This is a genomic window from Paraburkholderia sp., from assembly GCF_050742655.1.
Classification (GTDB): domain Bacteria; phylum Pseudomonadota; class Gammaproteobacteria; order Burkholderiales; family Burkholderiaceae; genus Paraburkholderia.
In genome coordinates this window covers 84,560-103,647 of record NZ_JBOIGG010000019.1, presented here as the reverse complement: position 1 = coordinate 103,647, position 19,088 = coordinate 84,560, and the positions used below count along the sequence as shown (strand labels likewise).

Sequence of the window (19,088 nt, the reverse complement as noted above, 5' to 3'; positions counted from 1 at the left end):
CCGATTCCGATAGTGTATTTATTCCTGTTATTTCCCAATCGACAGAATATTTATCATGACCACGCCGCGCCGGCTCGACCGCATCGACATCGCCATCCTCAGCCAGTTGCAGCAGAACGCGCGCATCACCAACGCGGACCTCGCGCGCGCGGTGAACCTGTCGCCGACGCCGTGCTTCAACCGCGTGCGCGCGCTCGAAAAGCTCGGGCTGTTCAAGCAGCAGGTCACGCTGCTGAACCCCGAACCGCTCGGACTGAAGATCAACGTGTTCATCCAGGTGAGCCTGGAAAAGCAGGTAGAGGACGCGCTGAAACGCTTCGAACAGGCGATCAGCGAACGCCCGGAGGTGATGGAGTGCTATCTGATGACCGGCGACGCCGATTACCTGCTGCGCGTCGTCGTGCCCGACATGTCGTCGCTGGAGCGCTTCATCCTCGAGCAGTTGACGAAGATCCCCGGCGTGTCGAACATCCGCTCGAGCTTCGCGCTCAAGCAGGTGCGCTACAAGACGGCGCTGCCGCTGCCTGCGTCGGGGCTCACGCTGATCGATCCCGACGATGTTGCGACTGACTGGCGTTGAACTCGGCCCGAACCAGACTCACTGCCCGTCGAGCACCCGCGCCTCGCCGCGCGTCCGCTGAACAACGCGATTGAACACCGCGCCGCCCGCCATCAGCACACAGGTACCGAGAAACACCGCGCGCATCCCGACGTGCCCGCCAACGAATCCGCCGACGACCGGCCCGGCCACCTGCCCGGCGTACTGCGACGACGTCGAGTAGCCGAGCAGCGTGCCGGCGACTCGCTCGGGCACGTTGTGGCGGATCACGCTCGCGATGCATGGCAGCAGGCCGCCGAGCGCGAGCCCCATCAGGAAGCGCAGCACGATCAACTGCCACGCGGCGGTGACGTACGCCTGCGGGATCAGCAGCACGGCGGCCACCGACAGGCAACCGACGATCACGTTCCAGTGACCCACGCGATCCGCGAGCCGGCCGAGCCGCGACGCCGACAGGATGCTGCCGAGCGCGGCGCCGGACATCACGAGGCCCGAGACCATCGTCACGTGTCGCGCGTCGACGAGCTGCGCGACGTACACGGTGATGATCGGTTCGATCGACATGTTCGCGACCATCAGCAGCAGACCGGTGACCAGCATCGCGATGGCCGGCCGCGGATCGTCGACGAGCGACCACGCGCCGGGTTGCTTCTGCTTCGTCGCGTCGCGCGACGGGCGCGGCGCCTCGCGGATCAGGAACAGCGTCGCGAGAAATGCGATGAAGATCGTCCCGCCCGCGGCGAAGAAGGTCTGGCGGATGCCGATCAACGGCGGCAGCACCCCGCCGACCAGCGGACCGACCAGGTTGCCCGCCATGATCCCCGACGCCAGAATGCCGAGCGCCCAACCCGTGCGCGCCTTCGGCGTCTGCGTCGCGACCAGCACCGTCGAGCCGGACGCGTAGCCACCGAGCAGACCCGCGAGCAGCCGCAGCGCGACGAGCTGCCATACGTTGTGCGCCATGCCGATCAGCGACATCGCGACCGCCATCCCGAGACTCGAACGGATCAGCATCAGCTTGCGGCCGTACAGATCGGCAAGTCGGCCCCACAGCGGCGCGACCAGTGCAGCGCTGAAGAACGTCGCGCCGAACGCTATGCCAGACCACTGCACGATCGCCGCATGGTCCGACACGCCGAGATGCTCGACGTACAACGGCAGGAACGGCAGCAGCAGCGTCATCGCGACGATCGTCGTGAACGAACCGAACACGCACACGGCGAGATTGCGTTGCCAGTGCGGTGCGCCGCCGTCCGCACCAGCAGGTGCGGATGGAGCGGGTGCGATGGGAGTGTCGCGCGTCATGAGGGGCCCTTGCGTGATGCGGGCCTGCGATGGCAGCCCGGCTGCCCCGATGCTATAGCCGTTCGATTCACCCAGCCAGTTCATACGCGATCCCGGTATCGGTACTACCGGTCACGGCGTATTAACGGTGCAACTGCTCCGCCGCGATGTCCTCCAGCGAGCGGCCGCGCGTCGGCACACCCATCAGCACGACCGCGAGCGCGCCGACCAGCAGCACCGTCGTCGTCGCGCCGAACACGCCCGCGAAGCCGAACACCGGGTACAGGTAGCCGACGAGAATCGGTGCGGCAATCGCGCCAAGCCGTCCGATCGACGACGCGAGCCCCGTGCCGGTCGCGCGCACGTCGGTCGGGAATACTTCGGGCGTGTACGCGTAGACGCCTGCATAGGTGCCGTTCATGAAGAACGACAGCAGGACGCCCGACGCCATGATGCCCGCGTCGCTGCGCGTCAGCGCGAGCCCGAGCGCCGACACGCCGCCGAGCACCATGTAGCTCGCAATCGTCGCCTGCCGGCCGATCTTCTCGTTCAGCCACGCGCCCGAGAAATAGCCGGGAATCTGCGCGAGGTACATCACGAGCGAGTAGGAGAAGCTGCGCGTGATCGTCATGCCGCTCTGCACCAGCAGCCCTGGAATCCACGTGAAGAACGCGTAATAGCTGAACGTGATCGATAGCCACATCAGCCACGTCATCGCGGTGATCCGTGCGAGGCTGTGCGACCACAGCGCCTTCACGTTCGCGACGACCGATGCGTGCCCGACCGCCACCGGCACCTCCGCATCCGAATCGGGCGGCAGCGGTTCGAGATGCACGCCGTCGGCGCGCAGTTCGGCTTCCGCGGCATCGATGATCGCCTCGGCTTCCGCGCGCCGGCCGCGCGCCTCGAGCCAACGCGGCGATTCCGGCAGCGCGCGGCGCCACCACAGCAACATCACGATCGGCAATGCGGTGATCACCATCACGACGCGCCACGCCTGCGGTGCAAGCGGAATCACGAAATAGCCAAGCAGCGCCGCCGCGACGAAACCGAACGAGAAGAAGCCGGCGAGACTGCCCGTGAACGCGCCGCGATAACGCCGTGCGACGAACTCCGACAGGAACGGCGCGACGATCGCGCTTTCCGCGCCGGTGCCGAGCCCGGCGACGATGCGCGTCGCGAGAAAGAACGGCCAGTCGTGCGCGGTCGCACTCGCGAGCGACGCGAAGCAGTAGACGACGAGCGCAACCATCATCACGCGGCGCCGACCGATCAGATCGCCGAGCATGCCCGCGAGCATCGCACCGACGAAATAGCCGATAAACGTGCCGCTGCCGAGGACGCCGGTCTGCACGCTCGACAGCGCCCAGTCGCGCCGCAGCACCGGCAACAGGAACGCGAGCACGGCCGCGTCCATCGCGTCGAACGTGTAGCCGAGGCCGCCCATCAGCAGCAGGCGGCGGTGGAAGCGCGCGAACGGCATGCGCTCGATACGGGCGGAAATCGAAGTCATCGCGGCAGCTCCAGGCAGGCGGTGGCTAAGGTCAAGCGTGTGCTCGCACGCGTTCGCGTACGGTCACGCGCGGTCGAGTTCGTCGAACTGGATCTCGCCGCCCTTCATCACGAGCGGAATGTGATCGCCCTGCCCGAGCAGGCAGTCGATCGACTTGAGCGGATTGCCGTCGACCACCAGCACGTCGGCGAACGCACCCGGCACGAGACGACCGAGCTTGCCCGTCATGCCCAGCACTTCCGCGCCGACGATCGTCGCACTTGCGATCGCTTCCGCCGGCGTGAGCACCTGCGTGCGCAGCCGGAACTCGTCGCTCTGCAGACGCTGCGCCTCACCGAGCAGGTCAGTGCCGAAGCCCATCCGCACGCCCGCGCGCTTCAGCACGTCGAGCGACCGAAGTCCTGCTTCGTGGACGTCAGCGACCTTCGCGAGACTCGCTTCCGGCAGCCCGTACTTCGCGCCTTCGCTCGCGAGCGCGTCGTAGGTGACGAGCGTCGGGACGACGAACGCGTCGTGTTCGGCGACGATGCGCGCGGTGGCATCGTCGATCAGATTGCCGTGCTCGATCGTGCGCACGCCGCAGCGCACCGCGCGCGCAATCGCGTCGGGCGTGTACGCGTGCGCGAGCACGTACGTGTGGCGCGCCCGCGCCTCCGCGACGATCGCGCGGATTTCGTCTTCGGAATAGCCCCATGCACCGACCGGATCGGTGGGTGATGCGACACCGCCGGACGCCATGATCTTGATCTGGTCCGCGCCCATCTGCAGTTCTTCGCGCACCGCCTGACGCACACCGTCGACGCCGTCGGCCACGCGCGACAGCGCGCCAACGCGCACGCAACAGCCGCACGGCATCTCGGGCGCGATGAAATCGTTGCGCGGGCGGCCGTCGCCGTGACCACCGGTCTGACTCAGCGCGCGACCGGAGACGAAGAGACGCGGCCCCTGCGCGAGCCCGCTTTCGACTGCCTGCTTGAACGGATAACCGGCGCCGCCCGCATCGCGCACCGTCGTGAAGCCGCGGCGCAACATCGCGCGCATCAGCGGTACCGCGCGCAGCGTGACGAGAACGTTGGGTTGCAGCGCAACGCGAGGGAGATTGAATTCGATCGCGACGACGTGCACGTGCAGATCGATGAGCCCGGGCATGATCGTCTTGCCCTTCAGATCGACGACGCGGGCGCTGCGACTCTGGATCGGCCGGTCGGACACTTCGCGCACGAGGCCGTCCTCGATCAGCACGTCGTGGCCGGGCAGCAGATCGGGCAGCGTCGGGTCGAGCAGCGCGCCGTTGCGGAACACTACAGATGTCATCGCGATCCTCCGTGGAAGTACTTCACGAATATGGGCACGGCGACCGCGTGCTCGCCGACTCGGGCCAGCACGCGTTGCGCCGTCATTTCCCATCTCGCATCGTACACAGGGTAGCGACGGTCAGGCTGTTAACAAAAAGCCTGGCTATACGGTGGCTATGCGGAATTCAATCGCCTTTCAGGATCGAGTAGCCGGTATGAACGCGATTTTGTGCGCTAAACCGTTGTGCTCTCGCCGGATGAACAACGCGAGCGATCGGCAGTCATTTTTCGTGCGTCCAAAGGATAGCGTGCAATGAGGAATTACCCGCGATCTGGTCGCCCTCGGTGATCCCGACAGCTTCGCTGAAGTTGTCCCCTGGGAGCGTGCCCAGGTCGGTCATCACCCCGCGTTCAAACAGAAAGGCGTGCGGGGAGTACGGGTTGGTTCCGGTATCCGACTCGCCGACCACCTGGCCACGATTGTTGATCCCAAAAGCGTTACTGTAGTTGCGACCGGGGAGCGTGCCCAGGTCAGTCATCGCTCCGTTTTCATATAGAAACCCGTGCACGTACCCGCTTGCGGTGGACGACACGCCGATCACCTGCCCGAGATCGTTGATCCCCTGAGCATGGCTGAAGTTGGTCCCTGGAAGCGCGCCCAGATCGGTCATCACCCCATGATCGAACAGAAAAGCGTGTGCGTACCCGCTTGTGGTGGTCGAGTAACCGACCACCTGGCCGCGATTGTTGATCCCCAAAGCTTCGCTCTCGTTGCCACCTGGGAGCATGCCCAGGTCGGTCACCACCCCGTTTTCAAAGAGCGCAGCGTGCACATACCCGTGCAGGTCGGACGAGAAACCGGCCACCTGGCCTTGCTCATTGATCGCGGTAGCTGCGCTGAGGCTGCCGCCGGGGAGCGTACCCAGGTCGGTCATCGCCCCGTGTTCAAACAGAAAGGCGTGCGAGTTCCCGCGTGCGGTAGATGACACGCCGACCACCTGCCCGCGATTGTTAACCCCTGCAGCGGAGCTGAGGTTGCCACCAGGGAGCGTGCCCAGGTCGGTCACCCCCCCGTTTTCAAATAGAGCAGCGTGCGTCTCCCCGCTCGCGGTGATCGAGTAGCCGACCACCTGGCCGCGCTCGTTGATTCCGAGAGCGTTGCTGTAGTTGCCGACGGGAAGCGCGCCGAGATCCTTGATGACAAAACTTTCGCCTGCAGCAGGCTGGAATGCAGCGACCGCGAGCAGGGTGAAAGCAATCAGGGCGCGGCGAACATCGTGCACACTGCCAATTACTTTGCGTGTGGATTGCATGGTGATCCCCTTTCTTGGGACATAAGCCTGGATCGCGATCGGCAAGCTGACCGTAAGCGCGCCGGGTGCGTTTTGATAAAGATGCAGCCAATGAAAGGAAGGCAGCGCTAACGACTCCACCTGTGACCTTAGGCAAGCGACGGCGAGAAATCAGGAGTGAGCGTGCAATCACGCTAACGGCTCCATTTAGCTGAAGGACTATTCGGCGTCAGTGAAACCGGGGGTTGGCAAGCGTTTGTTCGGGCCAGGAAGTCGGGTTTTTAGTAGTTAATAAAATCCGGCGGATATCCCGCTCACGCATCTTTGTCGGAGAGAAGTTATCGATCAGTCTAGTCTATGGCGTGCTTTTTTCAACTCGTTAAATGATGAGGCAGATTAGTGACAACATAAAATTGTGACGACTAGCCTCTGCCCGAGCGTTAAACATCAAACATCCGGAGGGGAAGTGTTCCCTTGAGACGCTTCCAGATTCATCGAGTCGGCAATTCTCTTTGCCCGCTCAAGCCCTAAGACCTTAGGGTCCGGAACTTCCGCCCAAAGAACCTCGATGATTTTCGGTACCGAGTGCTCCATAGTCACGGGTAGGGTCTGGCCAACCTCTGGCCATTTTTTTGAATGCGCGCGACCGTCGTAAAGAACCGCGCATGGGTTCACTCCGGGGCCGGTCAGCACGCCGGTCATCCAGATCGGTTGCGAGGAGTATTCATTGTTAACAGAACGGGCGGCTGTTACCAGAAAACTACCGCGCGTCATCCCGGGAGAAGATGGTTTGGATTTCTTTGTGGTGGACTGCATTTCCTTGTTACCGAATAGTGTTTTCAAAGACATTGCCATGGCCCTCGGAACAAGCCGCAAATACAAGATCGTCAACTGCAAGACAATCGCACATTCTGCGGCCGTCAATCCCGCGCTCACCGTCGCTGCGCTTTCGCTTCGCGCGGTAGGTCGGATCAAGGAGACTTTCCTCAAGGAACAGGATTGGATAAGCGCGGTGCAGCGGATGATCGATTTCATCGAGAACAACGGCGCTATACGGTCAGACCAACCGTCGTAATGCCAAACCTCGCCGTGCCGCCACTCCGCTCATGCATAGCGCGCGAGAAACATATCCGTAGCGGATTCTGCGATCCGCTTTTGCTCCCGTTTGCCAAGCGGCGCCTGGCCCATTGCCACCTGCGGCCAGAACGCGAAGCCCTTGATCTGTGTCAGCAACTGCAGCGCGGCGAAGAGCGGATCGTCGGTCTTGAGACGACCGTCGGCCGCGGCTGCCCGGACCCATACGCTCAGGTCTTCCTCGCGTTCGTCCATGCGGGCGACCATGTCGCGTGCCCGTTCCGGCGAATGAAGGCCGGCCGCGATCGCCACGCGTGCAAGCGACAGAAAGACATCGTTGGTCAGAAACCGCAGCTTGTAGCCCAGAAGCTCGAGCAACTGCGCGCGCAACGGCTGGTCGGCGCGATAGACGAGCGCATGGTCCGTCCGGCTGGCATCCCACAGCTGATGCAGAATCGCCGCGAACAGCGCTTCCTTGCTCGCGAAGTGGTTGTACACCGTACGTTTCGAGACGCTCGCCCGGGCGGCGATACGGTCCATGCTGGTCGCGTCGTAGCCGGCCGCAAGGAATTCTTCGATCGCGGCGCCAACGATGGCAACGCGCTTTCGGTCAGTCAGGCGGTTTGGGGGAGTACTTTGATCCATAACTGAATGTTACACCGGGCAGTTTACTTTTTTTTCGAAAACAAACTACACTGCCGAGTATACATTTCCATCCGGATCATCTTTCACATGACGTCGCTTCCCACTTTAATCAGCCGTGCACTGGGCTTTACCGCCGCGCAACGCGGCCGCGCGCTGTCGAGTTCCTCGCCGCAGCACGACGGCGAACGCTTTCGCAACGTCAAGCCGCGTCCGGTCGAAGGTCTGCGCAAGACGCTCGGCATTGTCTGGAACATCCTGCTCAACAAGCCGCGCGACACCGTGCCGGCAGGCAGGCTGCCCGTCGATGCACTGACGCGTGCGCAGCTCGACGCGGCGCCCGACCGCAGTCTCTACCGGCTCGGTCATTCGACGATGCTGCTGAAGCTGCGCGGCCAGTTCTGGCTGACCGATCCGGTGTTCGCCGAGCGTGCCTCTCCGTTCAAACGTTTCGGCCCGAAGCGCTTCCATGCGCCGCCGATCGCACTCGCCGATTTGCCGCCGCTGCGCGGTGTCATCCTGTCGCACGATCACTACGACCACCTGGACCGCGAAACCGTCCTCGCGCTTGCGCAGACCACCGGCGTGTTTCTGACACCGCTTGGCGTCGGCGACCGGCTGATCGAATGGGGCATCGATGCATCGAAGGTGCGGCAGTTCGACTGGTGGCACGGCACCGAGGTCGACGGCGTGCAGTTCACCGCTACGCCCGCGCAGCATTTTTCCGGACGCAGCCTGTTCGACGGCAATAGTACGTTGTGGGCGTCGTGGGTGATCGTCGACGACGATCTGCGCGTGTTCTTCAGCGGCGACGGCGGCTACTTCGACGGCTTCAGGATGATTGGCGAGCGCTTTGGGCCCTTCGACGTCACGCTGGTCGAGACGGGTGCATACGACGCGCAATGGCCGTACGTTCACATGCAGCCCGAAGAAACGGTGCAGGCGCACATCGATCTGCGCGGCCGCTGGCTCGTGCCGATTCATAACGGCACCTTCGACCTTGCAATGCATCGCTGGCAGGAGCCCTTCGAAAGGGTGATGGGACTGGGCCTCGCGCGTGGCGTGGCGCTGTCGACGCCGCGCATGGGCGAGCGGCTCGATCTCGGCGCACCGCATGGCGGCGAACGCTGGTGGCGCAACGTGGTCGAGGACGTTGCTACGCCAAAGGCTGCTTGGCGCCTTTGTGCCGCGCGCGATGCGGTAGACGCGAAGTCCTCGTGATGCCTTGAAGCACCAACGTTTGGCTGAGGAAACCCCGCAAGTGCGGGGTTTTCTGTTTCTGGCTAGTGCGACGCTACTGGCTTGGGTCGACAACCGAAAGGCGCAAGTGGAATGTAGGCGAATCGCGCTACGATCAGCGGCGCGCATTTGAAAAATGTACGCCTGCCACCCTTCGACTTCTTCCACGACACCGCTAATGAAGCGCGCTCGCTCCTTCTTCGACGAACTCAATCGCCAGTATCTGCAACTCCTTCGAACGGAAGGCGAACTCTTCTGGTCCACCCACACAGGTCAGAGCGACGCGCACGACGTCTCGGCTTCAGCGTCGCTCGATCGCAAGATGTTCGCGGGCGATGCTTCGCGTCTGGCACAGGCTCGCGAGCATCTATCCCGTGTGCTGGCCGCCACTCCATCCGCTGAGCGTGATGCACTCATCCGTGGCCTTCGGGGCTGGATAAAGGTCTTCGAAGCCAGCGCGATCGGGACCGATCGCGCTGCAGCCATGCTGTCCGAGTTGACCGCTATGGACGCCGATCTCTTCGCGAGACGACAGGCGTACCGGATGAGTCACATCAACGCGCGTGGTGAACTCGAAGATGCGTCACCTGCTGCGCTGAGGAACAACCTGGCATCGAACCCGGACGAATCGGCGCGTAAGAGTTCGCATGCAGCACTCTGCGGGCTGGAGCGCTGGATTGTAGAGAGTGGCTTCGTCAGTATCGTCGGGAAACGTAACGCGTTGGCGCGTGAACTCGGGTATCGCAACTTCTTCGAATATCGGCTCAAAACGAACAGCGGTATTACTCCAGAGCAGTTGCTATCCGTGTTCGACGAGTTCGAGCTAAGTACGCGAGACGTACATCGAGAATCGTTGAAGCGCATCGTGGCGCAGCACGGCGAAAGCGCACTGCTGCCGCAAAACCTGGCCTACAGAATGCGTGGCAACGCGATGCAGCAGGCAGATGCGTACTTTCCTTTTGGCAAGGCACTGGAGCGTTGGGCTGAATCGTTCCGTCGTATGGGCGTATCGTTTCGCGGAGCGCGACTCGAGATCGATCTGCTGGATCGGCAAGACAAGTTTCCGACTGGATTCTGCATTGCGCCGACACCCGGTTATGTCGACGACACCTGCGGTCCGATATCGGCAGATGTCCGCTTCACGTCGACCGCGAGACCGCTCCAGCCGGGCGCGGGCTTGCGAGGGCTCAATGTGCTGTTTCACGAGGCGGGACACGCCGCGCATTTTTCGAACGTGACGATGAACTCGCCGTGCTTCTCGCAGGCGTTTCCGCCGAGTTCGCCGGCCTTACTCGAAGCTCAGGCCAAATTCTTCGACGCGCTCCCGTACGATCCGTGCTGGATGAAGCGATATGCAAAAGACGCTGCCGGCAATCCGATGCCGGACGATCTGATCCGCGCGCAGGTGGAGGTTCAGCAGGCCTGGCTCGCGCATGCCGAACGCCGCGATCTGATTCCCACGTATTTCGAATGGGCGCTGTACAGCATGGACGATGCCGAACGCACGGCCGATTCGGTGCTCGATCTCGCGAAGTCCGTGACTGAGCGCGTTCTCGGCATTCCCGGGCACACCGACTACATACTCGCGACACCTCACCCGATCTATCACGACATAGCCGTCTACTACCAGGGCTATCTGCTTGCGAAGATGGCTGCGGCCCAGACTCGCGCGTACTTGATGGGTACGCTCGGGTACATCGTCGACAATCCGCAGGTTGGGCATCTGCTCGCCAAACACTACTGGGCTCCGGGGAACGGCGCGACACTGGATGAAACGTTGGTCGCGTTGACGGGTGAATCGCTGAACCCGTCTTATCTTGCCGCGGAATGCAAACGGTCAGCCGACGAAGTGTGGAAACTGTCGCTGGACGCGCTCAGTCGAAGCGAGCAGGCAGCAGTCTCATCGGAGCCGAATGATCTGCACGCGTCGATTTCGATCGTCCATGGTGAAAAGCGGGTTGCAAGCAACGATGATTCGCTATCGGCGATGTGCGCGGCGTTCGAGCGTTGGCTTGAAACCTCGCCCGACGCGAGCTAGTGGCAGATTCGAGTGTCGCTTTTCGACGCGATGGTTGTCTGCTCGGAGTCCGCCAGGATCGCCATCGGGCCTGAATCGGCAGCCACAAAGAGACAGTGGACGGGCCTATCAAGATTGCCGACAACCGCATGCAAAGATTCGGGGAACGTCAATAAGTTTGGCCAGAACTCCATCAACGAACCCTTGGCTCACCGTCTGCTTTTCGCGATTGGCGGCTACATCCCGGCGCACTGGAACCGTAGAGGGCGTTGACAGGCACGAACCAACGTACGGCCCTCAAGGATTCAGATCCAGCCGTTCTTTCACTTCTCTAGTGATCTGCGCGCTTCAGCACAAATCCCGACTTCGTCGTCGGCGCCCAGTTGACCTCGGCCATCAGCCCGGTGTCGGAATAAAGGGGCTTATGGACGAGCGCCGAAATTAAGCCACCGTCCGGGTGGAAAACGAGCCGGTGACCATCAAGGCTGCGAATCAGGAACAGCACTGGACGGCTTCGGTCCTGTCCATTCAGACCACTGATGCAGCGGACCACCTCAGATGCGTGGGGGGCGTCGCTGTTTGCGACGCCGTGCGCTATGCGGTCGCCCGGATATCCGCAATCGTCCAAATGGTACGCGCGCACGCTCTCGCCATCATAGATCGCGAGATCCGCCGGGGTCTTGCCCTGCGCGTCGGGCGGCAGGAAGTGCACTGCGATGCGAGTCGCATGCGTGGACTTGTATGAAAACTGGTCGACGACGTCATAGGTGCCATCCAGATCGCTAAGGGTCCTCGGGTCCGAGGGTGCGTTGGCACAACCTGCGAGTGCGCCGATCAGACCAACCACGGCCGAAAGACGTAAAGCAAAGCTCGTTCTCAATGACTTCTCCGGTTAAAGGTGCTCCAGGGGTAGCGCAACTGCCCTGCCTCGCGTTGGCAAATTTGAGACGCGCCTCGGCCTTTCGTGTAGATGTATTTTCTTAACGCGTCCGTCGCGGGCGTCGATTGCGGTGGCATGCTCGTCCAGTCCCAGACCAGATGCACGGGATGGCACGACGCCGCCCGCCAGGATTGTCCGCGCGGAGCGTCCTCCATCTGATCGGCAGTACCGCGCCAAAATTAAGGGCTAGCGTCGAAAATATTTCGGAGACGGCGTCCGCCGCGACCCTGGTAGTGGCCGCGCAACGCCCGATATCGGTAGACTCGGAATGTCAGTCCGGGCTAGCCGGACCGGAGTCCAACGCAATTCCGTCGTCGACGAGAAGCCAAGACACCGAGCGTCTACGGTTGATTGCCGGGAAAGGCCGATGATGCAGCATTTGAATGACCGCTGCCGGGCGAGTTAGAGGTCCCTTGTGGGTCGAGCCCGGCCGGCTGCGTCGGACAGTAGTCGGCCAGTTTCGGCCGTTCGACATAGGTGTGCAAATCATTGGTAACCCATTCAGGGCAATTACCCATCGCCTAGCGGTCCTCGTCGGAGATAACACGGTTCGATTAGCACCAGACAGCAGACGGGTTAGGATATCCACTCGGCAAGGCCACGCGACCCACTCGTTGTCCCATTCGATTAAGCGTTTCGGATAGAGAAAGAGAATGCAACCGACCTACATTTCTGTTGGAAAACTGTTTGGGGACCAAGTTCGCCACACCGTGCCGCTGTTTCAGCGGCCGTACGTCTGGATCAAGGAGGATCAGTGGGAGCCACTATGGGAAGACATTGCCGGTCTGCTGGACCGCATTGAGCGCCGTGTCGATGGGCAGACCGTCGCCGGCCATTTTCTCGGCACGGTAGTCCTCGAGCAAACACCGAACGCTACCGGTAGTTTGCCGCGTCGAGAAGTAATCGACGGGCAACAACGCTTGACCACGCTGCAGCTCGTGTTGAAAGCAGCCGAGCATGCGTTGTCACATGCGCTCGACTCCGCCGATGAATCACAGCGCCGGCCGATTGATGTCGCTCATCGACAGATTACGCCGCTGACGATGAATCCAGGTTGGTCCACCGAAGATGAACAGTACAAGGTATGGCCGACCAATGAAGATCGTGCGCCGTTTGCGTCGGTCATGGACTCCAAGGCGACCGACACCTGGGCAAAGCCCAACAATCGGATGGCCGGGGCTTACGCCTATTTTCGCGAGATGTTCCAGACGTACCTGTCGGGCGCGGACGTTGGCCAGCGTGCACAACGCTTCGCAGCCGCTCTCAAGGACCATCTGCGCCTCATCGTCCTTGATCTTGATACGGAAGACGAGCCACAAGCCATCTTCGAGACGCTGAACGCGCACGGGACGCCACTGCTGCCGGCGGACCTGATCAAGAACTGGCTGCTGTGGGAAGCTAATCGCCAGCAAATCAACATCGCGCCGCTCTACGACGCGCATTGGAAGCAATTCGATCGCGACCACGGTTATTGGCGCGCGCGCGTCGGCGTTGGCCACGCAGCTCGCGCGCGTATTGACACCTTCCTACAGAACTGGCTGTCGAAAGAAACACTCGAGCAGGTTTCGCCGAAGCATCTCTACGATCGCTTCCTGCGATACACGGCGGTGTTGAAGAAACAATCGCTAGGTGAAGTGATTAATGTCGAGCAGCTGATGTCGGCTGTCAAAGCGGATGCGCTTCGATACCAGCGAATCGCTGACGCCACTGGCGCTACACGTTTCGATGCATTTCTGCGGCGCTTGGCGGTGCTGGATGTGATTGTATTCCAGCCGCTGCTGCTCTCTATCATGGGCCGTCCGAACATCACGAACGCCGATCTCGACAACGTGGCGGTCGTGCTGGAGAGCTACTTCGTGCGCCGCATGGTCTGCGGCATGCAAACACGTGGGGCTGGATCAATGGCACTGGCAATGGTGAAGGTTGTTGCTCAGATCCCAGAAGGGATGGGCGTCGCCGAGTCTTTGGAGAAATATCTTCTGACGGCGACAGGGGCTGACCAATGGCCTAACGACACCGTGTTCCAGCTGGACTGGAGAACCCGGCGTTTCTATGGCGGGTTGAAGCGCGAACGCGTCAATATGGTTTTGCAGGCAATCGAGGAGGCCTACCAGAAGTCGACCTCCAGCAAGGCCGAACCGCTGTTGACATTCGATTTTTCTCAGCTCGAGATTGAACACATCATGCCGCAAAAATGGCGGGAGCATTGGCCGCTGGCCGATGGGCAGACTGCGGACGGTCGCGATACTGTCGTGCATGGAATTGGGAACTTGACTTTGGTGAGCAAAAAGTTGAATCCGACGCTATCGAATGCTCCGTGGGTATCGGAGAACGGTGGCAAGTCGAAGCGCGGGGGATTGGAAGAACACAGCAAGCTTGAGCTGAATCGTTACCTGCTTAAGCACAACGGGACGTGGAACGAGAGATCGATTTCGAACCGGGCCGATGAGCTGTTCAACCAGGCGATGATTCTGTGGCCGATTCCGAGTAAATCGGCTTCCAATACGAGTACATCAGATACAGGTACCACACCGCCAATAGACACCAGCACGCGCAGCGCACCGATCAGGGCGAACACCGACGTGGCCACGGCGGTAAGTCGCGCCGCTAGTTCTGCCGGCGTGTCCTTGGACGACGGTTCGAAGTTCTACGTGACGCTGCAGCCGACCTATTTCAATACGGGATTCTTCAACGTTACCGTCAAGGCGTCAGATCTGTTTCCGGAGGCCGGTGCCAGTATAAAAATCGTCTGTGGTCCAGAGAAATTGGTTGTCGACGGGCGCTTCGATCGGTCGACCAATACCAACGGCACGCCGCGCGTATTTGGCTATACCTCGTTGAAAAACTGGTTTCAACAAAACCTGGCGCCGATGGAAGAATTCGTAGTGGAGATGATCGGTCCTTCCACGATTAGCGTGAACAAGTGTCGGCCCAGCGCGGCGACCTTTTCTCCTTTATGAATGACTGCTTTCGGCAAGAGCGACTGTCTCTTGTGGGTCGGAAGCGGGCGAAGCTGTTTCAGAAGTCCCAGCGTCAGTTGTGGGTCGACATGAGCCAAAACGCATCCGGCAGCACGCGGCCAGTTTGAGACATTCGACGGCCACGACCAGATAGGCAACAATCGCTGGCATCTGGGTGTGGCCGAACGTTAGCTCAAGCCATCGGCCACTATTGCTGCGTGAGCATCAGGTTCAGGTTCTGAACCGCGGCGCCGGATGCGCCTTTGCCGAGATTATCGAAAACCGCGGATAGCAGGACATGCCCGTGTTCCATGTTAGGAAATACGCTCAAGTGCATGTCGTTCGTCCCGTTCAGCACTTGCGGATCCAGGTGCTTTAAGACGCACGATTCGTGTAGCGGCAAGACATGTACGTGAGCCGCCTCGGCATAGTGGCGCGCGAGGCATGCGTGTAACGTGGCGCCGTCCACGCCGGGTGCCAGCAGCCGCAACTCCAGGGGCACCGTCAGCACGATGCCCTGGCGGAACGCACCATACGCAGGGACGAAGATGGGTCGCTGCGCGAGCCTGGCGTGTTGCTGGATCTCCGGAGTGTGCTTGTGTGCGAGTTCCAAACCATAGACCTGGTAGGAAGACGCGTTGACGGCGCCGTGACCTTCATGCTCTTCCACGCCGGCACGCCCGCGCCCCGAGTAGCCGGACACCGCGTGAATGCTGACCGGATAGCTGTCTGGTATGAGCCCGGCCTGTCGCAAGGGGCGCAGCAAGCCAATTGCACCGTTGGATAGCAGCCGGGATTGGTAACCCGACGTGCGTTCGCGATGCGGTCCGCCTGCCCCGGATCCATTTCCGGAAAGCCGTATGTCCAGTCCGGGTGCGTGCGGTGGGCGGAACTTGCGTCGATTACTCTGACGTCAGGATTGGTGATGGCGTCCACCGCTTCGCGCGCGGCGGCGTCGGGCAAACAGAGGATGGCGATGTCGCAGGCGTTGATGGCTTCGGCACGGCGCTGCGGATCCTTGCGTTCCGCGGCGGGAAGCGTGAACAGTCGGACGTCGGTCCGGTCATGCAGCCGTTCGTGGATTTGCAACCCAGTGGTGCCCTGGTCGCCGTCGATGAAAACAAGGGGAAGGTCCATGCGGGAAATACTCCGGTAACTGAGTCTGACAAGTGGAGCGAGCCCCTATCTTCCGCGCAGCGCTAGAATAGCGAAAGTTGAATTTCACAACGAAAACATTCAGTTTTTCTGAATCTGGAAGCCGAGATGCGAGAGATCAGCCTGGACCGCTTGCGCACACTGGTCGCCATTACCGACCGTGGCTCATTTGCCGATGCGGCGCGCACGTTGCACCTGGCGCCTCCAACGGTCAGCCTTCACATCGCTGAACTGGAAGAACGCATTGGGGCTCCGCTCCTGTCACGCAAACGCGGACATGTTCGGCCTTCGGCGATAGGCGAGGTGTTGGTGGAGCGCGCGCGTCGACTGCTGGCCGATGCGGAACAGGCGTTGGAAGATGTACAGCGCCAGGTGCAGGGGCTCGCCGGACGCGTGCGGCTCGGTGCGTCGACCGGTGCGATCGCGCACCTGTTGCCGCAAGCGCTCGAGGTCCTGCGCCAACACCATCCCGCTATCGACATTCACGTTGCGGTACTCACTTCGCACGAAACGCTAAACCGGCTGGCGGGCGGAACGCTGGATATTGGGCTAGTCGCGCTGCCTCAGCCACCGATGGCTGGACTCGTGATAAAACCCTGGCGCCGCGATCCCGTCATGGCCTTCGTGCCGGCGCATTGGCGGTGTCCGGCTCGCATCACGCCTGAATGGCTTGCTGCTCAGCCTCTCATTCTTAATGACGTCACCACGCGTCTGTCGCGTCTGACTGCCGAGTGGTTCGCGACCGGTGGTCACCATCCTGCGCCGCGCATTCAGCTCAACTACAACGACGCGATCAAGAGTCTGGTCGCAGCAGGTTACGGCGCAGCGCTGTTGCCCCTTGAGGCCACTACACCGCTATCCGACAGGCGCATTGTCATGCGTCCGCTGCGCCCGGCGTTGTGGCGTCGGCTCGGCATTGCACATCGTGCGGGGCACGTCGAGCGTTCCACACAACACGTACTCGATGCGTTGTGGGATCTGCGTTTGACATAGGAATTGCCATTCGCCGCTTCGGTTCGTTCTCGCTGGAACAGTAAGTAGCCTGTTGCAAGCTACGACAAACGAATGGCTGGTTTGTAGAAATTTGACCGATTGAATTGGGTTGGTTTTTGCCACTCGCAATAGTCGCGGTTCGGACATTCAGGCGTCGGTTGCGCCCAGGTTGGCATCCGCTACATCTTCGCACTGCGCTGGCTCTTCGCGGTTGATTCATTGCTCGCAAACAGTGCGGCAAGCCAGTCGATGAACACGCGAACCTTCGTGCTCAAGTGCCGGTTTGGCCGATACGCGACGAAAACGGGAACGGAATCCGATACCCAGTCGTTCAGGACGGCTTCGAGCGCGCCGCTTCGAAGATGTGAAGTGGCGGAAAACGTCAACGTGTGTACGACACCGAGACCGGCCAGGCTCATGGTCAGACACGCCATGATGTCGTTCGAGGTGAGTCCGCGCCGATTCTGCACTTCCACGCGTTCACGATCTTTCGTTACCACAATCGGAAAGGGCAGGTTGGTTCGCGAAGCGATGGTTCGGATGACGACATGGCCATGCTCGAGGTCCGACGGATGCGAAGGCCGCCCGTGCTTGTCCCAGTACGCCGGCGTTGCACACAGAATCTGCTTGACGGCGCCGATCTGTCGCGCCGCGAGTGATTGATCGAAGATCTCCCCCGCGCGCACGACGCAGTCGACGTTCTCTGCAATGAGGTCGACCGGGCGGTCGCTGAGTCCAAACTCGAACTCGATATCCGGATAACGCTCGACGAACGCCGGTAACGCGGGAAGGATTACGGACAGACCTAACGGGACAGGCAGATCGACACGCATGCGTCCTCGAGGGCTGCTCTTCGCACGCGACATCGAGCCCTCGAGTTCCGCGAGATCGCTCATCAACTGCAGCGCGCGCTCATAGTACGCGGCGCCATCCGCTGTCGTCGACACCTTGCGTGTCGTCCGGTTGAGCAGTTTCGTACCCAACTCGGCTTCGAGCGACGCGATCAGACGAGTGACGGCCGTCTTGGGTAAATCGAGCATCTGCGCAGCTTTAGTGAAGGTCCCGCTCTCGACCACTCGAATGAACGCCTGCATGGCCTGAAACTTGTCCACGATCCGACTCCTCGCGTTCCCAACCGGTCTGCATTGTTTCACAGAAGAAACAATGTGGACTCGTAGCAGCGGTTTATTCCTTTGCACGCGCTCGGTATTGTTCACCCATCGCAATCGCTGACGAACTTAAACGGCGCTTCGATCTGACCCGGGCAGGTCACTCGGGCTGCAAGCGGCTCTGCCGCTGCTCTTGTGATCGGCATTGTCTTTCAGGTCGGGCCGGGTGGCCCAGCCGCCAATCGAGGAAAAGAAGGGCTTTATGTCACTTGCCAAAGCTGTCGTTGTGGGTGTCGGTGCCGAGGATGGTCTTGGGGCGGCAATAAGCCGTTGCTACGCGGCCAACAATCGTCATGTCCTGGTCGCCGGCCGCACGCTCGAGAAAGTGGAGAAGGTTGCTGCCACGATCCGGCGAAACGGTGGCCGCGCGACCGCCTATGCCGTCGACACGACGCAGGAAGAGGATGTCATTGGGCTGTTCGATGCGGCAATGACCAACGACGGGGATGGCGCTCCCGCCGACCTGGTCACCTATAACGCCGGCAAGAACCTGAAGATCGATTTTCGGCAGATGGATGCCTCGACGTTCGAGGACTTCTGGCGGATGAACACGCTTGGCGGCTTTCTGGTGGGCCGTGAGGCGGCGCGGCGTTTTGTGCCGCTCGGTCGCGGTTCCGTCTTCTTCACCGGGGCCACGGGGTCGCTTCGCGGCATGCCTGGTTTTGCCCATTTCGCTGCGAGCAAGGCGGGTCTGCGCATGATCTCGCAGAGCATGGCGCGCGAGTTCGGGCCACAGGGTATTCATGTCGCGCACGTCGTCGTCGACGGCGCGATCGACGGCGACCGGGTGCGATCGCTGTTCCCTGGCGCCTTCGAGCAGCTCGGCGAGAACGGCATGCTCAATACCAGGGCGATCGCCGAGGCTTATTGGCAACTCCATCTCCAACATCCCTCCGCGTGGACGCAGGAACTGGACGTCCGCCCGTTCAAAGAACCGTTCTGATGCTTTGACACTA

15 protein-coding genes and 1 pseudogene are annotated in these 19,088 nt (G+C 61.4%); 7 read left to right on the top strand and 9 right to left on the bottom strand.

Going from position 1 to position 19,088, the window contains the following annotated elements:
• Positions 1–55: 55 nt before the first annotated feature.
• Positions 56–580, top strand: a complete 525-nt coding sequence (locus ACREXZ_RS24465) for an Lrp/AsnC family transcriptional regulator (protein WP_431766698.1) — start codon at positions 56–58, stop codon at positions 578–580.
• A gap of 18 nt (positions 581–598) precedes the next feature.
• On the opposite strand, the gene ACREXZ_RS24460 is transcribed toward ACREXZ_RS24465, so the two are convergent.
• The 5 genes from ACREXZ_RS24460 to ACREXZ_RS24440 all read right to left on the bottom strand — a co-directional run bounded on the left by ACREXZ_RS24460 (position 599) and on the right by ACREXZ_RS24440 (position 6,798).
• Positions 599–1,864 carry an MFS transporter gene (locus ACREXZ_RS24460; protein ID WP_431766697.1) on the bottom strand — a complete coding sequence of 422 codons (1,266 nt, stop codon included), beginning with the start codon at positions 1,862–1,864 and terminating at the stop codon, positions 599–601.
• A 121-nt stretch (positions 1,865–1,985) separates the two neighbouring features.
• Entirely contained in the window at positions 1,986–3,356 is a 1,371-nt protein-coding gene (locus tag ACREXZ_RS24455) for an MFS transporter (RefSeq protein ID WP_431766696.1), read from the bottom strand.
• A 63-nt stretch (positions 3,357–3,419) separates the two neighbouring features.
• Positions 3,420–4,670, bottom strand: a complete 1,251-nt coding sequence (locus ACREXZ_RS24450) for an amidohydrolase family protein (protein WP_431766695.1) — start codon at positions 4,668–4,670, stop codon at positions 3,420–3,422.
• 262 nt (positions 4,671–4,932) lie between these two features.
• Complete coding sequence (locus ACREXZ_RS24445) at positions 4,933–6,084, bottom strand: DUF3466 family protein (RefSeq protein WP_431766694.1); 1,152 nt, start codon at positions 6,082–6,084, stop codon at positions 4,933–4,935.
• Positions 6,085–6,390: 306 nt separating this feature from the next.
• Entirely contained in the window at positions 6,391–6,798 is a 408-nt protein-coding gene (locus ACREXZ_RS24440; RefSeq protein WP_431766693.1) for a hypothetical protein, read from the bottom strand.
• Between ACREXZ_RS24440 and ACREXZ_RS24435 the strand changes: the two genes are divergently transcribed.
• Positions 6,797–7,018, top strand: coding sequence for a hypothetical protein (locus tag ACREXZ_RS24435; protein WP_431766692.1), 222 nt, complete (start codon positions 6,797–6,799; stop codon positions 7,016–7,018). The genes ACREXZ_RS24440 and ACREXZ_RS24435 overlap by 2 nt on opposite strands.
• Positions 7,019–7,047: 29 nt before the next feature.
• On the opposite strand, the gene ACREXZ_RS24430 is transcribed toward ACREXZ_RS24435, so the two are convergent.
• Positions 7,048–7,662: a TetR/AcrR family transcriptional regulator gene (locus tag ACREXZ_RS24430; protein ID WP_431766691.1), complete on the bottom strand. Its 615-nt coding sequence runs from the start codon at positions 7,660–7,662 to the stop codon at positions 7,048–7,050.
• 87 nt (positions 7,663–7,749) lie between these two features.
• On the opposite strand from ACREXZ_RS24430, the gene ACREXZ_RS24425 reads away from it, so the two are divergent.
• Positions 7,750–8,880 (top strand): MBL fold metallo-hydrolase, encoded by a 1,131-nt coding sequence (locus ACREXZ_RS24425; RefSeq protein WP_431766690.1) that lies wholly within the window; start codon positions 7,750–7,752, stop codon positions 8,878–8,880.
• A gap of 196 nt (positions 8,881–9,076) precedes the next feature.
• A complete protein-coding gene (locus ACREXZ_RS24420) occupies positions 9,077–10,936 on the top strand; it encodes a M3 family metallopeptidase (protein ID WP_431766689.1) in 1,860 nt (619 codons plus the stop codon).
• A gap of 310 nt (positions 10,937–11,246) precedes the next feature.
• Here ACREXZ_RS24420 and ACREXZ_RS24415 read toward each other — a convergent pair whose 3' ends face one another.
• A complete protein-coding gene (locus ACREXZ_RS24415; RefSeq protein ID WP_431766688.1) occupies positions 11,247–11,795 on the bottom strand; it encodes a hypothetical protein in 549 nt (182 codons plus the stop codon).
• Positions 11,796–12,508: 713 nt separating this feature from the next.
• Between ACREXZ_RS24415 and ACREXZ_RS24410 the strand changes: the two genes are divergently transcribed.
• A complete protein-coding gene (locus ACREXZ_RS24410; RefSeq protein WP_431766687.1) occupies positions 12,509–14,815 on the top strand; it encodes a DUF262 domain-containing protein in 2,307 nt (768 codons plus the stop codon).
• Between the two features lie 208 nt (positions 14,816–15,023).
• Here the strand turns inward: ACREXZ_RS24410 and argC are convergent.
• A pseudogene (gene argC, locus ACREXZ_RS24405) lies at positions 15,024–15,952 on the bottom strand (N-acetyl-gamma-glutamyl-phosphate reductase).
• A 126-nt stretch (positions 15,953–16,078) separates the two neighbouring features.
• On the opposite strand from argC, the gene ACREXZ_RS24400 reads away from it, so the two are divergent.
• Positions 16,079–16,963 (top strand): LysR family transcriptional regulator, encoded by an 885-nt coding sequence (locus ACREXZ_RS24400; RefSeq protein WP_431766686.1) that lies wholly within the window; start codon positions 16,079–16,081, stop codon positions 16,961–16,963.
• 179 nt (positions 16,964–17,142) lie between these two features.
• Here ACREXZ_RS24400 and ACREXZ_RS24395 read toward each other — a convergent pair whose 3' ends face one another.
• Positions 17,143–18,075, bottom strand: a complete 933-nt coding sequence (locus tag ACREXZ_RS24395) for a LysR substrate-binding domain-containing protein (RefSeq protein ID WP_431766728.1) — start codon at positions 18,073–18,075, stop codon at positions 17,143–17,145.
• 259 nt (positions 18,076–18,334) lie between these two features.
• On the opposite strand from ACREXZ_RS24395, the gene ACREXZ_RS24390 reads away from it, so the two are divergent.
• Positions 18,335–19,075, top strand: a complete 741-nt coding sequence (locus tag ACREXZ_RS24390) for an SDR family NAD(P)-dependent oxidoreductase (protein WP_431766685.1) — start codon at positions 18,335–18,337, stop codon at positions 19,073–19,075.
• Positions 19,076–19,088: the final 13 nt, after the last annotated feature.